A 20,658-nucleotide genomic window follows, 5' to 3' on the forward strand; every position below is an offset into this window, starting at 1 on the left:
GTCTGCTCTCCATCAGCTGCTGTTCTTTCCGTTGTCCGTTTTGAGCGTCGAGTCCACCCCAGGTGTGGTACTTGACGTTCACCTTTCGTTCACCTTGGATCATTTGGGCTGGCTTGATTCAGTCCTTGTTCTGCTGACCTGCAGCTCGCTCATGTTCCTCTAGAGCGTTGTGATTTCCTCAGATGCTGAAGGGAGCAATCCCCTGGGGCAGAAGTCTGTTGCTCTTGATCAGGGTGGAGATGGCCTCAATCAGTGTCCAATGAACCACCGCTTCAGTTCTCATCTCTCTGTCCATCGCAACCAACCCGTTGCGTCTGATCAGGATGTCAACGCGCCGGCTCTTGAGCAATCTTTGCTGCATACGCGCCCCAGTGCGTTGTGCTGAGCACTGGTGCCGTTAGCTTTCACAATTTGGGAAGCTTCAGTCGATCGATGGGTGGAATCGGCGGTTCAGTCAAAGGCGAGTCATCGACGTTCTCGCCCCAGCATCGCGATCCAAATGGCAAAGAGGGTCCCTACCGGCACCACGATCACCAGTAACTGAAGAATCACGAACTGGCGCACGTCAGGGTCCATATCGCTCTCAGCAGGCTTTGCCTAAAGCGTGACGAATATCGGTGATGTTGAGCAGGTTGATCTTGGTGCGGATCCTTTTGCAGGCATCGCAGAAACAGAGATTTTGCAGCGAGTCGTTGCGATGCCGCCGATAGCTCAGCATCAGTGCTTTGTCGATGAGAAGGTCGTCTTTTCTGGGGTCTTCCATCGCAAGACGATTTGCGGTTTGCTCTCACCACACCGTGGTGATCAAGCAACGTCAAGGTGGGTTAAGTCAGCACTTCAACAATGTCAAGCGGTGTGTCTGAGTCGTTGTTTGGTCTTGGCATGCCTGGAATCCGTTGTTTGCCGGAGCTGATGCATTGCGATTCTCAGAGCAGTTTTGCTGCCCTGAAGCGCGCGTTGTTGATGCTGCCCAACGCCCCCAAAGGTTGCGCTATCGAGTTCGCCAAGGATGAGCTCCAGGTCATTGCAGATGTATTGCACCTGTTTGGCCAAGTCACTTGTGCTGTCGTCATCACCTTGCCAGGGTGCATTCGCGGCAAAGGCTGCCAGGCGTTCTCCGGACACGGAGTCGGGAATGCATTTCATGGCGGTTTTCATTTGGCATGCTTTTGAAGCTATGGCGAGGCTTTGCTCTGCTTCCCGCCATCGATCACTCCGTGGCGTGAGATCAGTCACAGGCGCTTCCTTTCGCGCAGGAATTAAAGCCTCAGGATTCCGTTCCTGTCGTTATCAATAGGTTAGCGCTTGTTTGTGATCGGTTGAATCGTCATTCCTACCGGCGCAAGGGCAATCAGAGCCAGTTTGATGTGCTGGATTCCGAAGGGAATGCCGATGATGCTGACGAAGCAGGCCAGGGCTGAGCTGAGGTGACCGATCGCCAGCCACCAGCCAGCCACGACGAACCACACCACATTGCCTACCAACCCCAGGGGCCCTGTGCCCAGATCATGGCGACCGTTTAGTTCACGTCGGTTTACGGCTTCCTGACCGAAAGGCCAGAGCGCGAAATTGCCAATCACAAAACAGGCACGCGCCCAGGGCAAACCAACAATCGTGAGTGCACAGAGCAGGCCCGCCAACCACCAGCCCAGAGCCATCACAACACCTCCAAGCAGCAGCCAGAGAAGGTTGAGCAGGAGCGAGATCATGGAGGTCGTCTTAGACGATCGGGTCAGTGAATTGGGCTCAGCCCCCGTACCAGAACTGATTCGTAGATGGCTACCGCGAGCAGCGAGAGCAGCATCGCCATTACCAGCAGCTTGCCATTCATGGTGTCGCTCTTGCGTGCATGGATCATGGCGCCTTCCTAGGGCTCTGCCTACACCCTTGACGCAATCCTGCGGGCTGTCGATGGGTGCTCCCTAGCGGTGTCTTGGCGACGCTGATTGAGGTGTGCCTGATTGCCCTAGGCCCCTGGTGACCGTCGCTGGCAGGCGCGTGCCGCGATGACGGCGGCCTGGCCTTTGCGGTCTCCCTGAAAGGGTTGACGGCGGATGCCGTCACCATCGATATCGAAATCCTTGCGTGTGCAATTGATTCGCATGGTGCGGATGCGGTACCAGCCATCCGGCTTGGCTTTGCCTTGTTGATTCAGGGAGTTCGCGCAGGATGAGGCCGATCCGATGCCGCAGTTGACCACCCCGAGAAGTGCGCCGAAGACGTTGCCTGCGATCTGGCCCCCCCGTTCAATTTCAAAGCGGTAGACCTCTGCCCTCACGGTCTTGGGTCCTGCAGGCTTGTCGTCTTCGCCGCGTCTGTTGCCTTTCCTGTTGGTTACCCGCGAGAAGGTTTCCGGTGTGTCCATGGTCCAGCCGCCACGGCGCAGACCGGGTTTCAGTTCGCTGCCAACGCCGGCAATGAAGGCCTCATAGCGGGCTTTCGGATTGTTGTGAGGTGACTCCATGTGGAAATCGCCGATGCTGAAGAAGAGATTGGCTGCATCGGTGAAGTCCTTGACCCCAAGCGCCTCGTTGTCCAGCAGCCATGCCAGATAACGTCCAGCGCGCCAATCGGCCGCATCCTCCTCTCGCTTGCTGTAGCTGCCGCGGTTGCTGTGGTGATTGACATGGTGCCCCCATTCATGGGCCAGCACCGTGAGGGCAAGCAGGTGTCGACTGACGTTGGAGAAGCGCTGCGAGCGGGGCATCCCGCGGGTGCTGAGGATGATCTCGTTGCTTTCCGGACAGTAGGCATTGACGCTCCGGCTGCGGCCGCAGCCGGAGAAGCGACCGTTCCGTCCCATCAGGGTCACCAGTGGTAGATCCTCCACGCGATCGCGGGCCACCTGGCGCCAGTACAAGCCCAGCAGTTTGTGGTGCGCGCCTACATAGGTTCCATAGGTTTTGCCACTGGCGATATCGGGACGGAAGTCCCGCACCTTGTCCAGCAGCGATTCCACCGATGGCAAAGGGGCCTGATTCAAGCCAGCACGAGGCTTGCGCTCGGTGCTGGGAGTCTTCGCGATCGCCGGCAGCACGAGCAGGATGCCAAGGCCCAGGGCGGTGAGCGGGCGTCGGACCATCGCGATCCGCATGGATAACACGCGGTGTACTGATTTGAATTGAACCACCGTTGCTAACAAGACAGAAGCTCCTCTGGTGTTGCTATGTCCGTCTTCACCTCGTCGATCTCGTCTCTGATCGCTGATCCATCGGCGTTGCGGGACACTGCTGTGATTACGGGCGTCTCAACGCTCACGCTGATCGGCATCCTGTATGGCATCAGGGAGCTGGGGCGTGAGATTCGCCAGTTCCGCAAGGTCAAGGCCTGAGTCTTCAGCGCTAAGAGCGCTAAGCGAATGACAGCGTTAGAGCCAAGCAGCGTTGTTGTTGCTTGCATCGCCTTTGTAAGGCTTGTGCGGGGGGGCGTGAACCCGTCCCCCGGCAAGCTTGCTGCTTGAGGGTTTTGACAGGCTTTTGGCTTCAGAGCTGCAGGATCAGCCAGGCCAACGTGCAGCTCACTGCAAGCGACACCAAACCGACAAGGGCTCTCCAGAAGCGTGGATCGTTGGGCCTCAACACGGCGACTGAACGAAAAGCTGATGTCACGCTATCGGCCCTGACCACGACAGCAGGGCTCTCGCCAAGCTGATCTAGGCATGAGGACGGTCGCGGGCACGGCCGATGAACTCTTTCATTCGCCTGGGGCATTTGAATCCATCGGTTCCCTTCACGCCGCTGTTCACATCCACTCCCCAGGGCCTGACCTTGGCGATGGCTTCCTTCACGTTCTCAGGAGTGAGCCCTCCGGCCAGAAGGAAGGGAAGCTTGGTCTGCTTGGCCAGATCGGAGCTCAATCCCCAGTCGTGGGTAAGACCGGTGCCACCCACCTGTCCCGTGGCGTCGTTGCAGCTGTCGCCTACCACCCCATCCACCAGATCGGCATAGCGGCGAACCATGGCCAGCGGCTCGTCTCCGTTGACATGGACCGCTTTGAGCAGAGTCAGCCCTGGGTGCCGGCGACGCACCGTTGCCACACACTCCACACGCATCATGCTGTGGATCTGCACCGCCGTCGGTTGCACTTGTTCGATCAGCATCAGCAGATCCTCAGGGTCGCTGGCATGGCTGACCAGCACACCGCTCACGAACGGGGGGAGCACTCTGAGAATGGAGTGGGCCTGCTGCGCACTAATGAAATCTGGGCTCGGATGGGCTTGCCCTACCAGTACACCAATGGCATCGGCGCCCAAGTGGGCTGCTAGTAGGGCATCGGCGCTACTACGGATGCCGCAGATCTTCACGCGCATGACCAATACACGGATGTGGCATTGGGGTGGTCTCCTGGTGCTGGCATGTCGATGATTGAGACGCCGTTGATTCCGAATCGTTGGCGCAGTTCGAGCAAAGGCGTCTCGATGTCATCCCAGAAATTCCAGTCACTGAGTAGATCGCAGTGCATCGCGCCCCCCATGGCCAGCCCTTTGCTCACCATCTCAGGGTCGAAATTCATGGTGCCAGGGGCAATTCCTGGTGGCAGGCTCCAGGCGATCCCCATGTGGAAATCGATGATCACCTCTGCCAGCATTTCCCAGCCATAGGGCGTGCGTGCCATCCCTGCCTCCACCCCGCCAACAGCGATTTCTCCTTTCATATCCGTATTGGCACCACAGAGAATATGAACGCAGTCGTGACGGACAGCGAATTCACCAAGGTTTCCCATTTCCCCAGGGAAGTGAAAGCGACGATCGGTGTAGAAGTTGTAAATCGTTCGCCCCAGACTGCCTTGAGGTTGATGTTCTAAGGCGAGATAACGGTCCAGTTGTTTGCGGTCGCCAAGCATCGTGTGCGCTTCGCGCAAGGATGCTGCAATTTGCTGCAAGGCATTGCCTGGGAAAAATGCATTCAGGGCGCGGCGGCCATAGTCAAAGAGTGCTTTTTTTAGACGTTTTTCGCCAATGAGCTTCAGGTCGTTCAGGCTGTCGGGATGAAGACGAAGCTCCTCGGCATAGGCCTCCACCCTGCCGATTGCATCGCTGTCTAGATCGCCACTGAGATAGGGCATTAACACGAGCAACTGCATGGCCTGTCGGGCCTTGTGTGGTTGGCTCAGGCTGCGGTTTAGGGCTGTAGGCGTGCTGGCTGGTAAGCCGGAGAGCGCGATCTCCGGATGTTGAAGAAGGTGATCCCGCACTGATAGGGCAAATCCCTTGCTCGGGTGATGGGGGTTGCCGTTATCCGGGGTGATGCTGAGCATGGCGGCCAACACGTGCTCTGCTTCCCGTTGGGTGTAATCAGAGAGAAACACTGTGCCCCGAATTGTTCTCTTGAATGACGATGGCAGGATGCGAGCATCCTCGCCAGATCGTCGGTGCCCCTGATTAACGTCCGCACATCGTTGTCATCGCTGGACGACGCTGATGGGATCCTCAAAGAACTCTCGTCGACCCTCGCGGAGCAGACCGGAAAGCCTGAGGCCTATGTGATGACTCTGCTGGAGACGGGGGTTCCGATGACCTTTGCCGGCAGCTGCGATCCCTGCGCTTATGTGGAGGTCAAGTCGATCGGAGCCTTGAAACCGCCGGCGATGACCAAGGCATTTTGCGACTTGATCAGCAAGCGCACCGGTATTCCCTCCAATCGCATCTATATCGGTTTTGATGACGTCAAGGCCACTGCCTGGGGCTGGAATGGCAAGACCTTCGGCTGAGAACTTGGACGTTTCAACTGCGCATAAAAAAGTCGAGGTGTGACCCTCGACTCTGCCCCCATCCCGACCAAGCGGTGGGACCCGTGGACTAAGGATGGGGCAGGTCAGGCGGGTTGGCTTTGGGCGATTGTGCTCATTTTTTTATCCCTGCAGGATGGATGGGCGTTGCAGCCGTTCGTGGCTGATTGGCGGCAGGTCTTGTTTCGGTGGCTGGCCATCGAGCAGCACGGCGGTGCCGCTCATGGAGATCATCATCCCGCCATCTCCGCACACCTCGTAGTCGAGGTCCACGCCGATGACGGCATTGGCGTTCATGCTCATGGCGTGTTTGACCATCGCGTCTGTGGCGGCCAGACGTGCTTTTGCCAGGGCCTCCTCATAGGCCTTGGAACGCCCACCCACGATGTCTGGCATGCTTGCGCGCATGTCGCGGAACAGATTGGCGCCAATGATCGCCTCTCCGGTGACCAGACCGCGGTCGTGAATCACTCTCTGGCCTTCCACCGTTGGAGTGGTGGTGATCAGCATCAGGGGGCAGCGGCGGCGAAGCAAGCCACCTCACGGCTAGCGCTCTTAAGCCGGACTGACAGCGACGTCCGGTTCGAGTCGAATTGAGCCGGTTTCGATCAAGCGCAGCAGGCTCTGGCGCAGTTTTTGTTCCTGCTGATCCAGGTCTTGACTGAGCAACAGAGACTTGTACTCCTTGTTGGAAATTCGATTGTGCAGCCTGGCAGCAAGGTAGAGATCCACCATTCGTCCTGCTGGGTCTGGTGAGAGGAATTCAACCCTATGCGCTGCTGTTTCCAGCCGTGGGTTTCTTTTGATCTTGGCGATGGTGTTTGTGCTTTTGAGGCCAAGTTTTGAGCTGTTCGGTGGGCAGCAGGCCTGGGTCATCGGGGGTGGCTCGTAGGATGCGCGGCGCTGTCCAACGCCCCCCATGGCCAATCTCGACCAGGCTCCGAGCCGCAGCATGCCGAATCTTTTGCATGTGTTGCCGGCATTCGCTGATGAGGCGGAGCTGCGCCTGAACACGATCGTGGAGCTCAACTCCAACACGATCAATAAATACGAGCTGATCACCGAAACCGGTCACCTCAAGCTGGACCGCGTTGGCTATTCCTCCCTGGCTTACCCCTTCGCCTACGGATGCATTCCTCGCACCTGGGATGAGGACGGTGATCCTCTCGACATCGAGATCGTGGGCGTGACTGAACCTCTGATTCCCGGCTCCGTGGTGGAGGCTCGGATCATCGGCATCATGACCTTCGATGACGGTGGTGAGGTGGATGACAAAGTCATCGCTGTGCTGGCCGATGACAAGCGGATGGATCACATCAAGAGTTTTGAGGACCTCGGCGAGCACTGGAAGAAGGAAACCACCTACTACTGGCAGCACTACAAGGATCTGAAGAAGCCTGGCACCTGCACGGTCAATGGCTTTTTCGGTAACGACAAGGCTGTTGAGATCATCAAGAGCTGTGAGGCCCGTTATCTGGCAGAGATCGATCCCAAGCTGGTCGACTGAGTCTGACCAGCTTGTCCAGATTGTTTTGTGGGCGGGGGAGACCCCGCCTTTGTTTTGTCTTCAGACCGTCGCAGCTGCTTTTTCTCTGAGCGATATTTAGCTTGAGACCAGCGGGTCTCATTGGTCTCATGTCAATCTTCGCTGTGGCGCTTGTTCGTTCGTCTGCAGCCGTTCTGGTGGCTGCAGCGGCCCTGCCGGTCGTGTCGCCACCCTCTGCTGCTGCCAGTGAGAAGCAGGTGGCCGCCTTGCCAGCGCTGACCGCGACCAGGATTCATCTCGATTTGAACAGCCGCAGGATCAGCGTGATTCGCAACGGTCAGCGCCTCGGCCTTTGGCCTGTTGCAATCGGTGACCCCAAGACTCCAACCCCAACGGGTCTGTTCCGCGTGGAAAATATGCGCGTCAATCCGCAGTACCAGAGCACCAAATCAGGCGAGGTAAATCCGGTGACGGGTCGAGGTGGACCGCTTGGGCATCGTTGGATTGGTTTTCTGCAGCAGGGTGAGAATCAATTCGGAATTCACGGCACTCCCTGGCCCCACTGGGTGAAAATCCGTGCAGCAGTGTCCAACGGTTGTGTGCGCATGCTGAATGCCCACGTTCATCAGCTGTATGAACTGGTGGATGTGGGCACGCCTGTGCTGATCACGCGCTGAGACCGCCTATCACTGGGGGCGAACGGTGTCGAAGATCTCCTTGAGGATCTCCCCGGCCCCCTGCGATTTGAGGATGTCGGCCAGTTTCTTGCCGATTGCTTCGGCTTCGGCGAGCGTGCCGCTCTGTTGCTCACGGATCAGACGCTTGCCATCGAGGCTGGCCACCATGCCGATGAGTGTGAGGGTGTCGCCGTCGATCGTGGTGTTGACTCCGATCGGCACCTGGCATCCTCCCTCCAGTTCCCGCAGGAAGGAGCGTTCCGCCAAGCAGCGGCTGGAGGTTGGTGCGTGCTCAAGCACTTTGATCAGTTCCAGCACTTCCGGTTTGCCCTCCACGCACTCAATGCCGAGGGCGCCTTGTCCCACCGCATGCAGTGAGATCTCGCTGGGAATGTTTTGGTGAATGCGATCCCCGAAGCCCAGGCGGGTCAGGCCTGCTGCCGCAAGGATGAGGCAGTCGTAGTTGCCGGCGTCAAGCTTTTCGAGGCGGGTGATCACATTGCCGCGCACATCTTTGAACTCCAGATGGGGGTAGTGATGGCGCAGCTGAGCGAGCCGGCGCAGCGAGCTGGTGCCCACCACAGACCCTTCAGGAAGGGTGTCGAGTTGGTAGTCGGCATTCTTCGCATTCACCACCAGGGCGTCAGCAGGGTCTTCGCGCTCGGTGATGCACCCAAGCATCAGCCCCTCCGGCAGGTTGGTCGGCAAGTCCTTCAGCGAATGCACCGCGATATCGGCTCGATCGACGAGCATCTGAGCTTCTAGCTCTTTGGTGAACAGCCCCTTGTCACCGATTTTGGCCAGGGCCACATCCAGGATTTTGTCGCCTTGGGTGGCCATTGCCTCCACGGAAATCGCGAGGCCTGGGTGGGCCTTTTCAAGTTCAGCCTTCACCCAATTCGTCTGCACCATGGCCAGCTGGCTTCGGCGGGAAGCGATGCGCAGTTGCTCGAGGGCCATGGAGAGTCACTAGCAGCCGACCAGACTACGCAGTCGTGCTCTCAGCTTTACGATTTGCCATACGTCGTGATGAGCTTGTTTCCATGCCTGGGCCGGTGGTGAATGGCGTTCGCAGCAATCCTTCCTCAACAGCGATGCCGCCTGGGCAGGCCGGCGTGACCGATGCCCCTTTTATGCCTTTGCTGGCTGAAGGAACAATCAAGCTGCTTCTCCTCTGCAGCGGTCAATTGGTGATCGCCCGCTTACGGAACACCAGCGACCGTGATGGTGATCGGGCTTATCAGTTGCTGAGGCCCTTGGAGGTTCAGCCGAAGGGATCGTTGGAGGGTGACGATGGCGGTAGTGGCTGGATGCTCAGTCCGTTTCTCTCCGGTCTCACATCCCAGGCGAATCTTGTTCTCTTCAAAGCGGCGGTGGCCTCGATCCTTGATCCAGAGCCCCGCCTGATTCAGGCGTACACCACCCGAACCAATCAGGAATGCCCGCCTTCGGATACACCGGTTGAGCGGCTGAAGCGTGCGTTTCAGGAGTTCACCGAAAGCATCGAGGGCGGCTGAGGTTTTGAACAAGCTTTTGCGGGACCTTGGCCTTGAGACTGCCCTGGCCCTGATCCTTCGCGACCCATCCAGCTTTGCCAATGTGTTTGCGATGTCTGGTGACGTCGAGTCCAGTCCGCTCGCGGCTCGGATGACGACGGAGCTCCTCAAGGATCAACGCCTTCAGGCCCTCTATGCCGCGCAGTGGGTTCCAGCCTCGGTGAGCTTGCCTGAACTGTTGGCGATGCCTCCAGCTTCCCTCGGATATCAGTACGGCAGTCTTTTGCGTCAGCTGGGCATGACTCCTGAGCGTGTCCAGAAGCTTCAGTCGCCCTGCAGTGATTCCGCCTATGTGTTGCGGCGCCAAAAGGAAACTCACGAAATCGTGCACGTGCTCACAGGCTTTGGGGTGGATCCCCTTGGTGAACTGAGTCTTCAGGCTTTCAACCTGGTGCAGAACCGTTCTCCACTGGCCGTGTGGATTCTGTTGAGTGCCGCCATCGCTGTGCTTCAGCGCGGGGATGCTCTGGAACCCTTGATCCGTGCGGTGATCGCTGGTTTCCAATTAGGCCTCGAGGCCGATCTGCTCATCGGCCATCGTCTTGAAGATCACTGGCATGCGGATCTTGAGGCGTTGCGCCTGCGCCTCAGGCTGTCGGCCTGATGCACCTTCTCAGGGGCGCTGCTCTGCTGCCAGCATCTGGGTGGTGGCCATTTCTTCAGCTGTGAAGTCGACTGACGGCACTGCAAGATCTGTATCGCGCCGGAAGTAGAGCAGCACCTGATCTCCGATCTGGCCTTCGTAGTAATGCTCCCAGCCTCGCTTGCCATAGATGTTCAGCAGGTTCTGAACTTGTAGAGGCGTGTTGGTGGCCTGACTGCTCTGGTAGTGGCTGGCGAACTCTTTTTCGATGAATTCCTTTGACATCTGCAACTGTTCGCTGGCTTTGACTGGATCCGGAGCCGCAATTGGGGTGACGTTGACTCCCACCACGCGGTATTCGTAACTCATCGGCCTCCCCCAATGTCGCCACACCTTAGGGGCTTTGTTTTGTCGCTTTATCTGGTGGGCAAGATGTCAGCAGTTCAAGCCTGAGCATGCGTCTTGCCGATGCCATCCCCGGCCAATGCGCACGCGCTGTTGCCTTGTGCAATCCAGTGATTGTTGGATCTGGCTGTGCTGAGCCTTTGCTGCGGGCACTTCCGTCCTGCGTGTGAATCCTCTGGTCTGGATCGCCAGCGATCAGCAGACCTTGAGTTCTGATCCAACGGTTGTTGCCGCGTATGCCGGCCTTATTTGGAAAAACTTTCCAGCAGGCCATAGATGGCGTTGACGCGATCGATGCGAGGGCAGGAACGACTCATGCCGTCGGAGAGTTCAACGATCATGGCCGTCACGAAGTAACCCGCTTGGTCATCTCTGAGATCAGGCATGTCCATTGGGTTGATGCCGGCCGTGAGAAAGGCCTGCAGCATCATTGTTTCATCCAGATTTTTCATGCTGATCGATCGGCCGCCCTTGCAGGCAAGCGGGAGTAGGCCTTTTGCGAGCTCCGTTCCTACGGTGTTCAGTTGCCGTTCGCTGAATGCCTCAGCTGTTATGCCGGGTGTTGTCGCCAGCAACAGACATCCCATCATGCTTGTGAAGCATTTGATCATGACTGGGATGTGTGGTTCCGGCTTGCACCTTAGGGGCGTGGCCTGCGTCCAGCCCCTGTCCACAAGAGATCAAGAAACTGTTTTGATAACACCCTCATCGTGCCCTGCAGATGTCATCACCTAAGTGCAGACTTTTTGGGATGAATGTAGTCATCAGTTCGGTGTTTGTTATTCTCCATCGGCTGCTGCACTAAGCATTGGCCATGAGGGGCTCGCTTGGCTTTTGAGATCATCAGTTGTCTTCGCGATCGAGCCCATGATCGAGCCCATGGTTGCCTGATCATGTCTTTGTTTGTCGCTGTCTCTGCTGAGGCTTCGAGATCAAGCTTGTTGTCGCCAACGCAGAGCAGCGCCATGGATCGAACCAATCGCAGCCGCACCAGCGCTTGTTGAGCACGCTTCCATTCTGAGCCATGCGCCGCGTCTCCTTGCTGTTTGATGCGCTTGCGCCTTGAGGGGATGGGAATGGTGCGAAGCCTATGCTTCTCTGGATGGCAGCAAGAATGGAAGGATCAAAACAGTTGATCGCTCTTTTGATTCTCGTTTCTTAGCCATCAGATTTAGCAGCTGTGAACGGATGAAGAAGAACAGGATATGGTTCGGACTTGTCTTTGCCGTGCTGCTTGCCACTGCTTGGAAATGTGGTTATGACTCGGCTACTTATACGCGTGGACAGGATTCACATGAGCAACTTGAAGAGGTCGATCAGGAAAGAATCGATCGCTGTTTAGTCAAGACCGGTGGGCGAATCCCGACGAAATACATCAATGGTCCTGATGAACCAACGGTGCGGAATTCGCCTTCAGATTGTCAAGGAATCGAGGCTCAGGTGATGAATGCCGTGATGGACAGGCAGATGGAACGATGTCAGAAGGCCCATGAACATCTACGAGAGATGTCTGCAAGACGTGATTCGGCCTCGTCAGATGAGATGACGCTGGCTTCGGAGCAGCAGATCAGAGAATGTGTCACCCATGTCAAAGACCTTTGGTACCAGTAGGCCTCCAAGGTTCTGGAGGCATTCAAGCCGCGCGCTCTTCTGAGGCGCGGTGTGAGCAGAACGTTGGGCGCTGGCCTGATCTGGCGCCGATTCATAGGCAAGGCGTCCTGGCCTATGGGTTCAGCCCGTCTAGTCCGTGCAGGACATGGGACACCTGGTCTGCATTCACCCATCGGATGCTCCCGTCATCGACATCGGCGATTTGAAAAAGGCTGTTCGCCCTGGGGTCCCTGGCACCTCCTTCGCAGAAGATGACTTGGCCCATCCACCAATCGCTGTTCCGGGGTTGGGCGGAGTCAGCCTGTTGATTCACGATGACGAAATCACCGGGCGTCACCGAGAGAAACAGGGGAGCTGCTCGACCGGCTGTGGGCCCCAAGGCGGCCGCAGCCTCTTTGGTGGACATAGAACGTTTGTACTGATTGGCTAGTTCTAGCGCTGCTCGCTGCTCTGGCAATCCGTTCGTCGGCAAGGAGTCCAAGTCTTTGCAGGCTGAGCACTCGAGATGTGGCAACTGATACGACATCACCAAGCCGGTCAGGGTCATGACAAGAGGAGTCCCGAGTCCTGCATGGCTTCGGGATGCGGCGTTGAGGGAGCCCCACATCTCTCTCCACTGCTGTCTGCTCTCTATCGCAAGTTGAACGCAAGCCATGACGTCACCGAGTTGCCTGATCGCCCTGACTCCAAGAGGGTCCTCGATCCATCGAATGGGAGAGGGCGAATACCGCGTTTGCGACCAGGGCCACAACTGCCAATTGGTCTCTGGCCTCTACAAAGCTGAAGAGATCGTTCGAGAGCTTGAGCGCGGTTTTGGTTATCCGTATTCAACCAACTTTCATGCGCTGGAGCCTGACTCCTGCACATGATCGAGTGCTCCTGCCGTTCCAAGCCAGCTGGAAAGGCAAGGGGGCAACGTTTCGATGCTGTTCTCCGTCTGGTTGTGAATCCAACAAACATTCCTTGTTGGCAGGGCGAAACTCTTGCCCAATTCGCTTGTTGCGCATGGAATTCGCGTTGACACTCCTGATGTCTCTCTTGTTTGCGTCGCTCTGTCTGCGTGCATCCGCTGCATTTGGTGATCCTGACGATTCGCCTCTGTGACGTCTCGCTTCTGATCCAGCTTCTGATTTCTTTGAGGCACCACTACCACTGGTGTCTTCCAAAGAAAAAGCCTGCCTCTTTGGGCAGGCCGGGTGATGGGGTTTCCAAACTTACATCCGATGACCACTACATGCAGTGCTTTGGTCCTTGCTGGCGGGCTTCCAATTAAAAGTTCACCAAAACCTTTAGAGCAGCTTTAGCTACACCATCCATAAGGTTCAGCTTGTACCATTCAAGCCATGTACCACATATGTGGCGCAGACAAGGGCCGGGTGATGGGGATTACTTGGCTGATCTGACCGCTCCACAAGGGGCGGTCTTTTTGTCTGCGCCTGGCGCATTTATACCCAGCTCCATCGAGCAGGCAATGGGGTTGATGGAGAAGGCGTCCAGCTGTTGAGCTGACACCAAGAACCTTGTTTTGCTCGGGGGCTTCACAGGGGGCGTCGTCGAGGTAATGCGAAAGGCTTTGTGATCCCTGCCAACGCCGAAGCAAGGTCAGGCAGAGGGGTGGGTGTTCTCTCCAGCGTGTGTCTTGCAGCCGTGGAGGTCATGCTCTGGAAAATAGACTGAGCCTTATGGCAACTCAGAGATTTAGTCTCCACCCTTACTGGATTGAAGCCCTTCCTGATGACGAGAAGGTTCGGCTCTTTACGAATGTCTGTGGCTATCTGGAGGACAGTGGTGACTGTTTGGATCATTTCCATCCTGACCAGCGATGGAGTAGAGAGACCATCCTTGATTACATCAACAGACAATTCATCGAGGACTTCACCAAGGCCGCCGAAGCAGATATTGAAACAGGTGGAGATAAGGAGCGCCTGTTTCAATTCGTGGTGCTCCCCCAGTGTCGTCACCTCTTGCCCCAACCAGAAGACAAGCCCTATCTAGAGGAAACTGGTCAGCTCACCCGCCACACAGGCCATCTAGTGACCTGCCTTGTCGTCCCCCATTTCTGGAGTCTGGACATCCCAGAGGACTGGAAAAAGGAATGGTTCCTGGACTTTTATCGGTTGGAAGAGGAGTGGATTGCAGGTGGTTTTTCTGCTGTAGGGATCGATGGGTAAGCGCTAGTCGTTAAGGTCTGTGAGGAGAAGCCGATTGTTTAATTCAAACTCTGCAAACAAGGCAGCGGCATCATGGTTCATCTTTTTCTGGGCAAGCTCTACAACTCTCTCTTGCCACCAATCAATGATCTCGTCGTGAAGTGGGGCATCCAGATGAATTAAGCTCGTCATAGGGAAACTCCATATCTGCCAACCTATGTACTGGTGAGCACTTGTCTACGGACCCTCACCCAACTTCATGAGCAAATGTAAAGGTTGCTGTCTGTGCCTGGTTGCCTGCGGTGGCTTCGGTTGGGCTAGTGAGTCTCGCTTTGTTATGGATATTGACTGTATTCAATGCCTTCAACGGAGAACTCTTTTGCTAGTGAAAGAAGATTTCTCGCTTCATATTCGGATAGTTTGCATAAGTTGCTTGTCCACTTCTCCATGTTGATCTGTATTTCCTCGCCTTTGCAGTCTTCTGAAAATGTGTCGTACGCCTGGTGGAGCATGAGGCAGATGTCTTTCCTTGCCAACCATGGGTGAGCCTGTGCGATGCGGACGACTCGATTCGGTTTCATTGGCGATTGGTTCTATTCTTCTCTCATAACGGTTCTTTTGCTTGCTCTCTCCTGCAAATGACCTGCTCGCTGCTATCAAAAGACTTTGAGGTGAACTCTCTATCGCGTGTGGAGGTCTGTGCACATCAGTGCACTCGTCTTGTTTAGAACTTGTCTGCGCGCTCCTCTACTGCAAACTCTTTCACTCGCGCCAGAAGGTTTTTCATGTTGTGTTCTGAGAGTCGACATGCACCTTCGATCCAGCTCTCCATCTTCATCAATAACTCACCATCTTGGCTGTCTTCTGAGATGCCTCTGTAGGCGCACTCCAGCATGAGCACAATGTCTTGTCTCGGGAGCCAGCGATGCGCTAGGGAGATGCGGTCGACGCGGCTTAATTCCATTCATCGGCAGTTTCGCTTCACTGTCATAAGTGGTTTCTGCCTTCCGTTGACACTCCAAATGAGTTGTTGATCGGTATCAAACGACTGAGGGGTCTTGGGGTGCTTGAGCTGCAGTCATGCACCCAATTGCTTAGAAGACTTTGCTGGAGCTCCCGTGCTGGGAGCATCGCCTGATTGACCATTAAAAAGACCCCATGTTGGGGTCTTGCCTTCAGCCTGAAAGGCGCGGGAACCTCGAAGAAGATCTTGAGGAGAGTTTGATGGTGAAGGTCAACTCCCCTCCCAAGCCCTTTGCTTTAAAGGGCTTGCAAGAAGCACTGTCTACTTGATGTATTCCTTCAGGACGCCGTTGCGATTTGGGTGACGCAATTTACGCAGCGCTTTGGCTTCGATCTGGCGGATCCTCTCGCGAGTGACATCGAAGATCTGGCCGATCTCCTCAAGGGTCTTCATCCGACCGTCATCCAGGCCATAGCGCAGGCGGAGCACGTCACGTTCGCGTGGACTGAGAGTGGCCAGCACTCCCTCAAGGTCCTCGCGGAGCAGGTTCTTGGCGACATCCTGCTCAGGGTTCTCAATGTCCGCTTCGATGAAGTCGCCGAGACGGGAGTCCTCTTCCTTGCCGATCGGAGTCTCGAGCGAGATGGGCAGCTGGGCGCTCTTGGCGATGAACCGCAGCTTCTCGATGGTCATTTCCATCGACTCGGCAATCTCCTCCTCGGTCGGCTTGCGCCCGAACTCCTGACTGAGCACCTTGGTGGTTTTCTTGATCCGGGAGATCGTTTCATAGAGGTGCACCGGAAGACGGATCGTGCGGGACTGGTCGGCAATTGCACGGGTGATGGCCTGACGAATCCACCAGGTGGCGTAGGTGGAAAACTTGTAGCCCTTCTCGTGATCGAATTTCTCGGCGGCACGGATGAGGCCAAGGCTGCCTTCCTGAATCAGGTCCTGGAAGCTCAGGCCTCTGTTCATGTACTTCTTGGCAATCGACACCACCAGGCGCAGGTTCGACTGCACCATCTTTTCCTTGGCCCGGCGCCCCAGCATCAGCCGACGGCGGAAGCGAATCAGGGGCATTTCGACCAACGCCGCCCACTCTTTGTTGTCGGGTTCGCGGCCGTTGTCGCTTTCGAACTGGGCAGCGAGTTCCTCGAGGTAGAGCAGGTCGGCGATTTTCCGTGCCAGCTCGATCTCTTCATCCGGACGCAGTAGGCGAATGCGTCCGATCTCCTGGAGGTAGACCCGAATGGAGTCTTCGGTGTAGACGCCTTTGGGCCCGATCTTGATGCTGGCCAGAGCCTTGGCCTTGGCATCCTTCTCGGCGCTCGATGGGGTGGCCGCAGCTGTGACAGCCTTGGCATCTGCAGCTTTTGTCGTTGCGGTGGCTGCTTTTGAGGCGGCAGCCTTGGTTGTTGTGGCTTTAGCACTACTGGTCTTGGCGGCAGCCTTGGTGGCAGTGCCTTTGGTCGCTTTGGCGGCTTTGCTCTTGCCGTCCGCAGCGGCCAGCAGTTGGTCAGCGGCGGCTTTCAAGTCAGTTCCTACAGGGAGATCGGATGTTTTGCTTTTGCTGGAGCGGGTCTTGCCGTCAGCTTTGGTTTTGCTCTTGGCCTCTGCCTTGGCTGCACTGGCAGCTTTGACGACCTTGGATTTGCCGCGTGAGTCGGCCAGCATCATGATCGACGGCTTAGCAGCGGCTTTGGGCTTGGCCTGTGCTGTTTTGCTCGCAGCAGGACTCATAACGGCAGAAGGGGCAGCGGGGTTAGCAGTACGACACTCAAAAACCGGCTCGGTGGACGGTTGGTGAGCGATGACAAATGTTCAGGCGTTCTTCGGTACCGAGGAGAAGCGGTGACGCAACTGAATCAACAAGGTTTGACTGGATTCTTGGGCCGATGCAGGGCTGTCAGGGGCTTTCTTAGACCGGTCGATCAACATTGGGATGGATCCCTTGCTCGAGCTTCGTGTCTTCCCTCTGGACGGAACTCTGCTTGGTTCCGACAACAGCGCAGTGCTGTCCAACTTCTTTATCTTAAAAAAAACTTGCGACACCTGCAACCCCACTGCAGCATCAAGCGATGGAGGCGATGGTGACAGCTAGGCAGGCAACCGCGCCGATCACTGAGGTGGATGTGTGGCTCGAGGCCGGCAGGGATGGTCGTGCTTTCAGCTATTGCGATCGTCACCAGCTCGGCATTGGCATCGGCGATCTCGTGCGCGTGACGCTGCGAGGTCGGCCCTTACAGGGATTGGTGGTGGCCTGTCGGGTGGTCACTTCAGAGACAATCGAACCAACGTTGCAGCCGGTTCAGGCTCTTGTGCAAAGCGCAGCGGTGGATCCGATCTGGCGCCATTGGCTTGATGCCATGGCCAAGCGCTGCCATACCAGTCCGTTCCGGATGCTCAAGGCTGCCTTGCCTCCCGGTTGGTTGGGTCAGCGACCTCGTCGGCAGGCGGCGGAGCGGCGGATGTGGTGGGTCCAGCCATGCGCGATCGAAACCGATGACGCGTCTTCAGCACAGCCGGTGTTGCCAGCACGTCAGAAAGAGCTGTGGGATGTGTTGATCACAACGGGGGGGAGCTGGCAGCGGCAGTTGTTAGCGGAGGGCTTTAGTGGCTCTCTGGTTCAAGCCCTTGTGCAGCGTGGCCTTGTCCAGAGGGAGCAGCGTCCCTCCCCTGCTGCAGTAGTGAGCTCGCAAGTTACTCCTGATTCTGGAGCTGCGCTCGAGAGTCCACGCACGCTCACGGCGGAGCAGGAGCAGGTTGTGGAGGCATTCTCTCGTCAGCCTGAGGGTGGCGGAATGCTGCTGTGGGGGATCACCGGGTCAGGCAAGACCGAGGTGTATCTCCAGCTGGTGGCCAAAGAGCTGGAGGCTGGCCGCCATGCCTTGGTCCTCACTCCTGAAATCGGTCTGATTCCCCAACTGGTGGATCGCTGTCGTCGTCGCTTCGGTGCCCGGGTTGTTGAGTATCACAGCGGTTGCAGCGATCGCGAGCGAGTCCTTACCTGGCGTCGCAGCCTGGAAGCGGCACAGCAGCAGAGTGCTCCCTTGGTGGTTGTGGGGACCCGCTCGGCGGTGTTTCTTCCGCTCGATCCACTGGGTCTGATCGTGCTCGATGAAGAGCACGACAGTTCTTATAAGCAGGAGTCACCGATGCCCTGCTATCACGCCCGTGATCTGGCTCTGGAGCGGGTGCGTGCTCTCGGCGGGCGGGTCCTGCTGGGCAGTGCCACGCCCTCGCTGGAGACCTGGACCCAGCTGTCACCTGCTGGTCCTTTGGCCCTAGCGCGTTTGACGCGGCGGATCTCCTGCCAGGAACTGCCGCCTGTGCATGTCATCGACATGCGCGCGGAGCTGGCGGATGGTCACAAGCGTTTGATTAGCCGTGCCCTGATGGAGCGGCTAGCCCGTTTACGGGAGAACGGAGAGCAGGCTGTGGTGCTCGTGCCCAGGCGCGGCTATAGCAGTTTCCTCAGCTGCCGTAGCTGTGGAGAGGTGGTTCAGTGTCCTCACTGTGACGTGGCCCTCACCGTTCATGGCAGTCGCCCTGGACATCAGTGGTTGCGTTGTCATTGGTGTGACTATCGGGCCGAGATGGAGTCCAGTTGCAGCCATTGCGGCTCCCTGGCTTTCAAACCCTTCGGCGCCGGTACCCAGCGAGTGCTGGAACGTCTCTCCGAAGAATTGGAGGGATTGCGTTTGCTCCGCTTTGATCGTGATACCACCGGTGGCCGTGATGGCCACCGGCGTCTGCTCGAGCAGTTCGCCGCTGGCGAGGCTGACGTGCTTGTGGGCACTCAGATGCTTGCCAAGGGAATGGATCTGCCCCGCGTCACCCTGGCGGCTGTGCTGGCTGCGGACGGTCTGTTGCACCGACCGGATCTGCGCGCCGGTGAGCAATGCCTGCAATTGTTGCTTCAGCTGGCAGGGCGGGCAGGCCGTGGCGAGCGTCCGGGTCGGGTGTTGGTTCAAACCTATTCACCTGACCATCCGGTGATTCGCCATTTGGTGGATGGGCGCTACGAACGCTTCCTGGAGGAGGAAGTGGCTCTGCGCCGTGAAGCCGGTCTGGTGCCTTTTAGTCGTGCTTGCTTGTTGCGTCTTTCAGGCGAATCGGCATCGGCTACGGCCACAGCAGCGAGTCTGGTGGCCGAGTCTTTGCGCCCGCTTTGCAGCGCGGCAGGTTGGTGGCTGCTCGGGCCTGCACCGGCACCGGTGGCCCGGGTGGCCGGTCGCAGTCGCTGGCAACTGCTGCTTCATGGTCCTGCCGGTAGTGATTTGCCCCTCCCTCCCGGCTCTGCCCTTTGGGATGCTCTTCCCGCTGATGTGGCGCTTGCGGTGGATCCAGACCCTCTTCAACTCTGAGCCTGCAATGGCGGTTGTTGGATGCTCAGGAGGGCAGTTCCGGATAGCCGAAACCAAGCTTCAGGCGCAGTTGCTGCAACAGCAGGCTGAACCCCAGCAGAAACAGCACAACCACTGTGCCGAGGCCAAGCGGGCTCCAGTGCCAGCACTGCAGCGTCAGCTGATTGTGGGATCCCGGCTGCAGGGGCCACTCCAATCGTGTGTTGTGTGTGACGGCCGAAAGGGGGCTGCTCCTTCGCTTGTTGATTTGCCCTGGCACCGGGCTGATGCTCACGCTCAGGTCTGGCAGTGGCAGATCCTTCAGGGGCTTGAGATCGACATCGAGCTCGAGGCGCTGTTGCACCCCGATCAGCCAGTTGCGCTCATGCAGCTGCAGGCTTGGTTTCGGAAGCTGCAGGCCCGCGGCCTCTCCAGCGCTTGCGATCGTGTCGCTGAGTAGCTGCTCGGCTGCCGCAGCTCTCAGTACAGGTGCCTGGAAGCGTTGGCTCCCCTGTTGCAAACCGCTCGTCTGCGGTTGCCACGGCCAAGTCCCCCTGTGTAGCTCCTTCGCGAAGGCGGTCTGCCATGGCAGTAGACGGCCGGTGCCACTATCACTGCTCCAGCCCAGTTGGATCCGATTCGGTCCCACCAGGTCGATCTCTGTGCTTAGGCGCCCGCATCCCCCCAGCAGCAGGGTGAGCGCCACCAGCACAGCAATGACAAGCACGGCGAAACCTGGAGCCGCTGCCTTGGTGGGCCCGGTCGGTGGCGGCGGCGGCGGTGGTGGTCCTTTCCGTCTGCTGCGCCGCGTTGAGGCAGGAGCTCCACCCATGGTGGGATCCATGTCGAGCGTGGGCAGTTGCATCGACCAGCTGGCAGGACGCTGCAGGCTCGGTGCCTCAAGCACCTCCAGCAGTTGTTTGGCGCGGTTCCGCAGGTCTGTGTCGCGGCAGCGGGTGAGCAGGCGACAGGTACTGAGTGCCTTCTCCTCCTGGCCTTGTCCCATCCAGGCGGTCACCATCAACATCCGGATGCGGGCCCCTTCAGGATCCGAGATCGGCCGATCCTGTGTGAGCGGTTCCAGTAGTTCCAGGCATTGGCCGTAATCGCCCCGTTCCAGGGCTGCTTCAGCCAAGGCCGTGGGCAAGCTCAT

At 57.6% G+C, this 20,658-nt stretch carries 25 protein-coding genes; 9 read left to right on the plus strand and 16 right to left on the minus strand.

The genetic code is table 11. From position 1 onward, the window contains the following. Positions 1-583: 583 nt before the first annotated feature. The 5 genes from SIB72_RS08400 to SIB72_RS08420 form a co-directional block, all read right to left on the minus strand. Entirely contained in the window at positions 584-763 is a 180-nt protein-coding gene (locus SIB72_RS08400; RefSeq protein ID WP_115120711.1) for a hypothetical protein, read from the minus strand. 83 nt (positions 764-846) lie between these two features. Continuing rightward, entirely contained in the window at positions 847-1,158 is a 312-nt protein-coding gene (locus SIB72_RS08405; RefSeq protein WP_115120712.1) for a hypothetical protein, read from the minus strand. Between the two features lie 140 nt (positions 1,159-1,298). Continuing rightward, on the minus strand, positions 1,299-1,709 hold the full coding sequence (locus SIB72_RS08410; protein WP_115120713.1) for a YccF domain-containing protein: 411 nt from the start codon (positions 1,707-1,709) through the stop codon (positions 1,299-1,301). A 23-nt stretch (positions 1,710-1,732) separates the two neighbouring features. Beyond that, positions 1,733-1,858 carry a hypothetical protein gene (locus tag SIB72_RS08415; RefSeq protein WP_413743616.1) on the minus strand — a complete coding sequence of 42 codons (126 nt, stop codon included), beginning with the start codon at positions 1,856-1,858 and terminating at the stop codon, positions 1,733-1,735. A 108-nt stretch (positions 1,859-1,966) separates the two neighbouring features. Next, positions 1,967-3,082 (minus strand): Zn peptidase, encoded by a 1,116-nt coding sequence (locus tag SIB72_RS08420; protein ID WP_413743617.1) that lies wholly within the window; start codon positions 3,080-3,082, stop codon positions 1,967-1,969. Between the two features lie 84 nt (positions 3,083-3,166). On the opposite strand from SIB72_RS08420, the gene SIB72_RS08425 reads away from it, so the two are divergent. Then, positions 3,167-3,331 carry a hypothetical protein gene (locus tag SIB72_RS08425; RefSeq protein ID WP_170953895.1) on the plus strand — a complete coding sequence of 55 codons (165 nt, stop codon included), beginning with the start codon at positions 3,167-3,169 and terminating at the stop codon, positions 3,329-3,331. 321 nt (positions 3,332-3,652) lie between these two features. Here SIB72_RS08425 and SIB72_RS08430 read toward each other — a convergent pair whose 3' ends face one another. After that, entirely contained in the window at positions 3,653-4,309 is a 657-nt protein-coding gene (locus SIB72_RS08430; RefSeq protein WP_413743618.1) for a phosphoribosylanthranilate isomerase, read from the minus strand. After that, positions 4,300-5,307: a hypothetical protein gene (locus tag SIB72_RS08435; protein ID WP_413743619.1), complete on the minus strand. Its 1,008-nt coding sequence runs from the start codon at positions 5,305-5,307 to the stop codon at positions 4,300-4,302. The genes SIB72_RS08430 and SIB72_RS08435 overlap by 10 nt, the downstream gene beginning before the upstream one ends. Before the next feature lie 63 nt (positions 5,308-5,370). Here SIB72_RS08435 and SIB72_RS08440 point away from each other — a divergent pair, with 63 nt between their 5' ends. Continuing rightward, a complete protein-coding gene (locus SIB72_RS08440; protein WP_115120717.1) occupies positions 5,371-5,709 on the plus strand; it encodes a phenylpyruvate tautomerase MIF-related protein in 339 nt (112 codons plus the stop codon). A gap of 141 nt (positions 5,710-5,850) precedes the next feature. Here SIB72_RS08440 and SIB72_RS08445 read toward each other — a convergent pair whose 3' ends face one another. Together SIB72_RS08445 and SIB72_RS08450 are read right to left on the minus strand one after the other, a co-directional pair. Further along, positions 5,851-6,237: a YbjQ family protein gene (locus SIB72_RS08445; RefSeq protein WP_413743620.1), complete on the minus strand. Its 387-nt coding sequence runs from the start codon at positions 6,235-6,237 to the stop codon at positions 5,851-5,853. A 45-nt stretch (positions 6,238-6,282) separates the two neighbouring features. After that, the gene (locus SIB72_RS08450; protein ID WP_115120957.1) at positions 6,283-6,462 is read right to left on the minus strand and encodes a hypothetical protein; all 180 of its coding nucleotides are present in this window, start codon (positions 6,460-6,462) and stop codon (positions 6,283-6,285) included. 184 nt (positions 6,463-6,646) lie between these two features. Between SIB72_RS08450 and SIB72_RS08455 the strand changes: the two genes are divergently transcribed. Further along, a complete protein-coding gene (locus SIB72_RS08455; RefSeq protein WP_115017236.1) occupies positions 6,647-7,234 on the plus strand; it encodes an inorganic diphosphatase in 588 nt (195 codons plus the stop codon). 128 nt (positions 7,235-7,362) lie between these two features. Continuing rightward, on the plus strand, positions 7,363-7,890 hold the full coding sequence (locus SIB72_RS08460) for a L,D-transpeptidase (protein ID WP_413743621.1): 528 nt from the start codon (positions 7,363-7,365) through the stop codon (positions 7,888-7,890). A gap of 9 nt (positions 7,891-7,899) precedes the next feature. Here SIB72_RS08460 and hemC read toward each other — a convergent pair whose 3' ends face one another. Continuing rightward, positions 7,900-8,850 carry a hydroxymethylbilane synthase gene (gene hemC / locus SIB72_RS08465; protein ID WP_115120719.1) on the minus strand — a complete coding sequence of 317 codons (951 nt, stop codon included), beginning with the start codon at positions 8,848-8,850 and terminating at the stop codon, positions 7,900-7,902. Between the two features lie 83 nt (positions 8,851-8,933). Here hemC and SIB72_RS08470 point away from each other — a divergent pair, with 83 nt between their 5' ends. Together SIB72_RS08470 and SIB72_RS08475 are read left to right on the plus strand one after the other, a co-directional pair. Further along, positions 8,934-9,407, plus strand: a complete 474-nt coding sequence (locus SIB72_RS08470; protein ID WP_413743622.1) for a DUF6561 domain-containing protein — start codon at positions 8,934-8,936, stop codon at positions 9,405-9,407. 4 nt (positions 9,408-9,411) lie between these two features. Next, positions 9,412-10,050, plus strand: coding sequence for a Coq4 family protein (locus SIB72_RS08475; RefSeq protein ID WP_413743623.1), 639 nt, complete (start codon positions 9,412-9,414; stop codon positions 10,048-10,050). A 9-nt stretch (positions 10,051-10,059) separates the two neighbouring features. Here the strand turns inward: SIB72_RS08475 and SIB72_RS08480 are convergent, their stop codons facing one another. Beyond that, positions 10,060-10,398 (minus strand): hypothetical protein, encoded by a 339-nt coding sequence (locus SIB72_RS08480; protein ID WP_115120722.1) that lies wholly within the window; start codon positions 10,396-10,398, stop codon positions 10,060-10,062. Positions 10,399-10,679: 281 nt separating this feature from the next. Beyond that, complete coding sequence (locus tag SIB72_RS08485) at positions 10,680-11,045, minus strand: hypothetical protein (protein WP_413743624.1); 366 nt, start codon at positions 11,043-11,045, stop codon at positions 10,680-10,682. A 451-nt stretch (positions 11,046-11,496) separates the two neighbouring features. Here SIB72_RS08485 and SIB72_RS08490 point away from each other — a divergent pair, with 451 nt between their 5' ends. Then, complete coding sequence (locus SIB72_RS08490; protein ID WP_413743625.1) at positions 11,497-12,045, plus strand: hypothetical protein; 549 nt, start codon at positions 11,497-11,499, stop codon at positions 12,043-12,045. 112 nt (positions 12,046-12,157) lie between these two features. Here SIB72_RS08490 and SIB72_RS08495 read toward each other — a convergent pair whose 3' ends face one another. Next, positions 12,158-12,592, minus strand: a complete 435-nt coding sequence (locus tag SIB72_RS08495; RefSeq protein ID WP_413743626.1) for a DUF3104 domain-containing protein — start codon at positions 12,590-12,592, stop codon at positions 12,158-12,160. 1,135 nt (positions 12,593-13,727) lie between these two features. Between SIB72_RS08495 and SIB72_RS08500 the strand changes: the two genes are divergently transcribed. After that, a complete protein-coding gene (locus SIB72_RS08500; protein WP_413743627.1) occupies positions 13,728-14,216 on the plus strand; it encodes a hypothetical protein in 489 nt (162 codons plus the stop codon). A gap of 703 nt (positions 14,217-14,919) precedes the next feature. Here SIB72_RS08500 and SIB72_RS08505 read toward each other — a convergent pair. After that, the gene (locus SIB72_RS08505) at positions 14,920-15,159 is read right to left on the minus strand and encodes a hypothetical protein (RefSeq protein WP_413743628.1); all 240 of its coding nucleotides are present in this window, start codon (positions 15,157-15,159) and stop codon (positions 14,920-14,922) included. A gap of 321 nt (positions 15,160-15,480) precedes the next feature. Beyond that, entirely contained in the window at positions 15,481-16,899 is a 1,419-nt protein-coding gene (rpoD, locus tag SIB72_RS08510) for an RNA polymerase sigma factor RpoD (RefSeq protein ID WP_115120730.1), read from the minus strand. A 347-nt stretch (positions 16,900-17,246) separates the two neighbouring features. Here rpoD and priA point away from each other — a divergent pair, with 347 nt between their 5' ends. Further along, the gene (priA, locus tag SIB72_RS08515) at positions 17,247-19,526 is read left to right on the plus strand and encodes a primosomal protein N' (RefSeq protein ID WP_413743629.1); all 2,280 of its coding nucleotides are present in this window, start codon (positions 17,247-17,249) and stop codon (positions 19,524-19,526) included. Positions 19,527-19,551: 25 nt separating this feature from the next. On the opposite strand, the gene SIB72_RS08520 is transcribed toward priA, so the two are convergent. Further along, positions 19,552-20,658, minus strand: a complete 1,107-nt coding sequence (locus tag SIB72_RS08520) for a DUF3153 domain-containing protein (protein WP_413743630.1) — start codon at positions 20,656-20,658, stop codon at positions 19,552-19,554.

The organism is Synechococcus sp. MIT S9451, assembly GCF_047304725.1.
Classification (GTDB): domain Bacteria; phylum Cyanobacteriota; class Cyanobacteriia; order PCC-6307; family Cyanobiaceae; genus Synechococcus_C.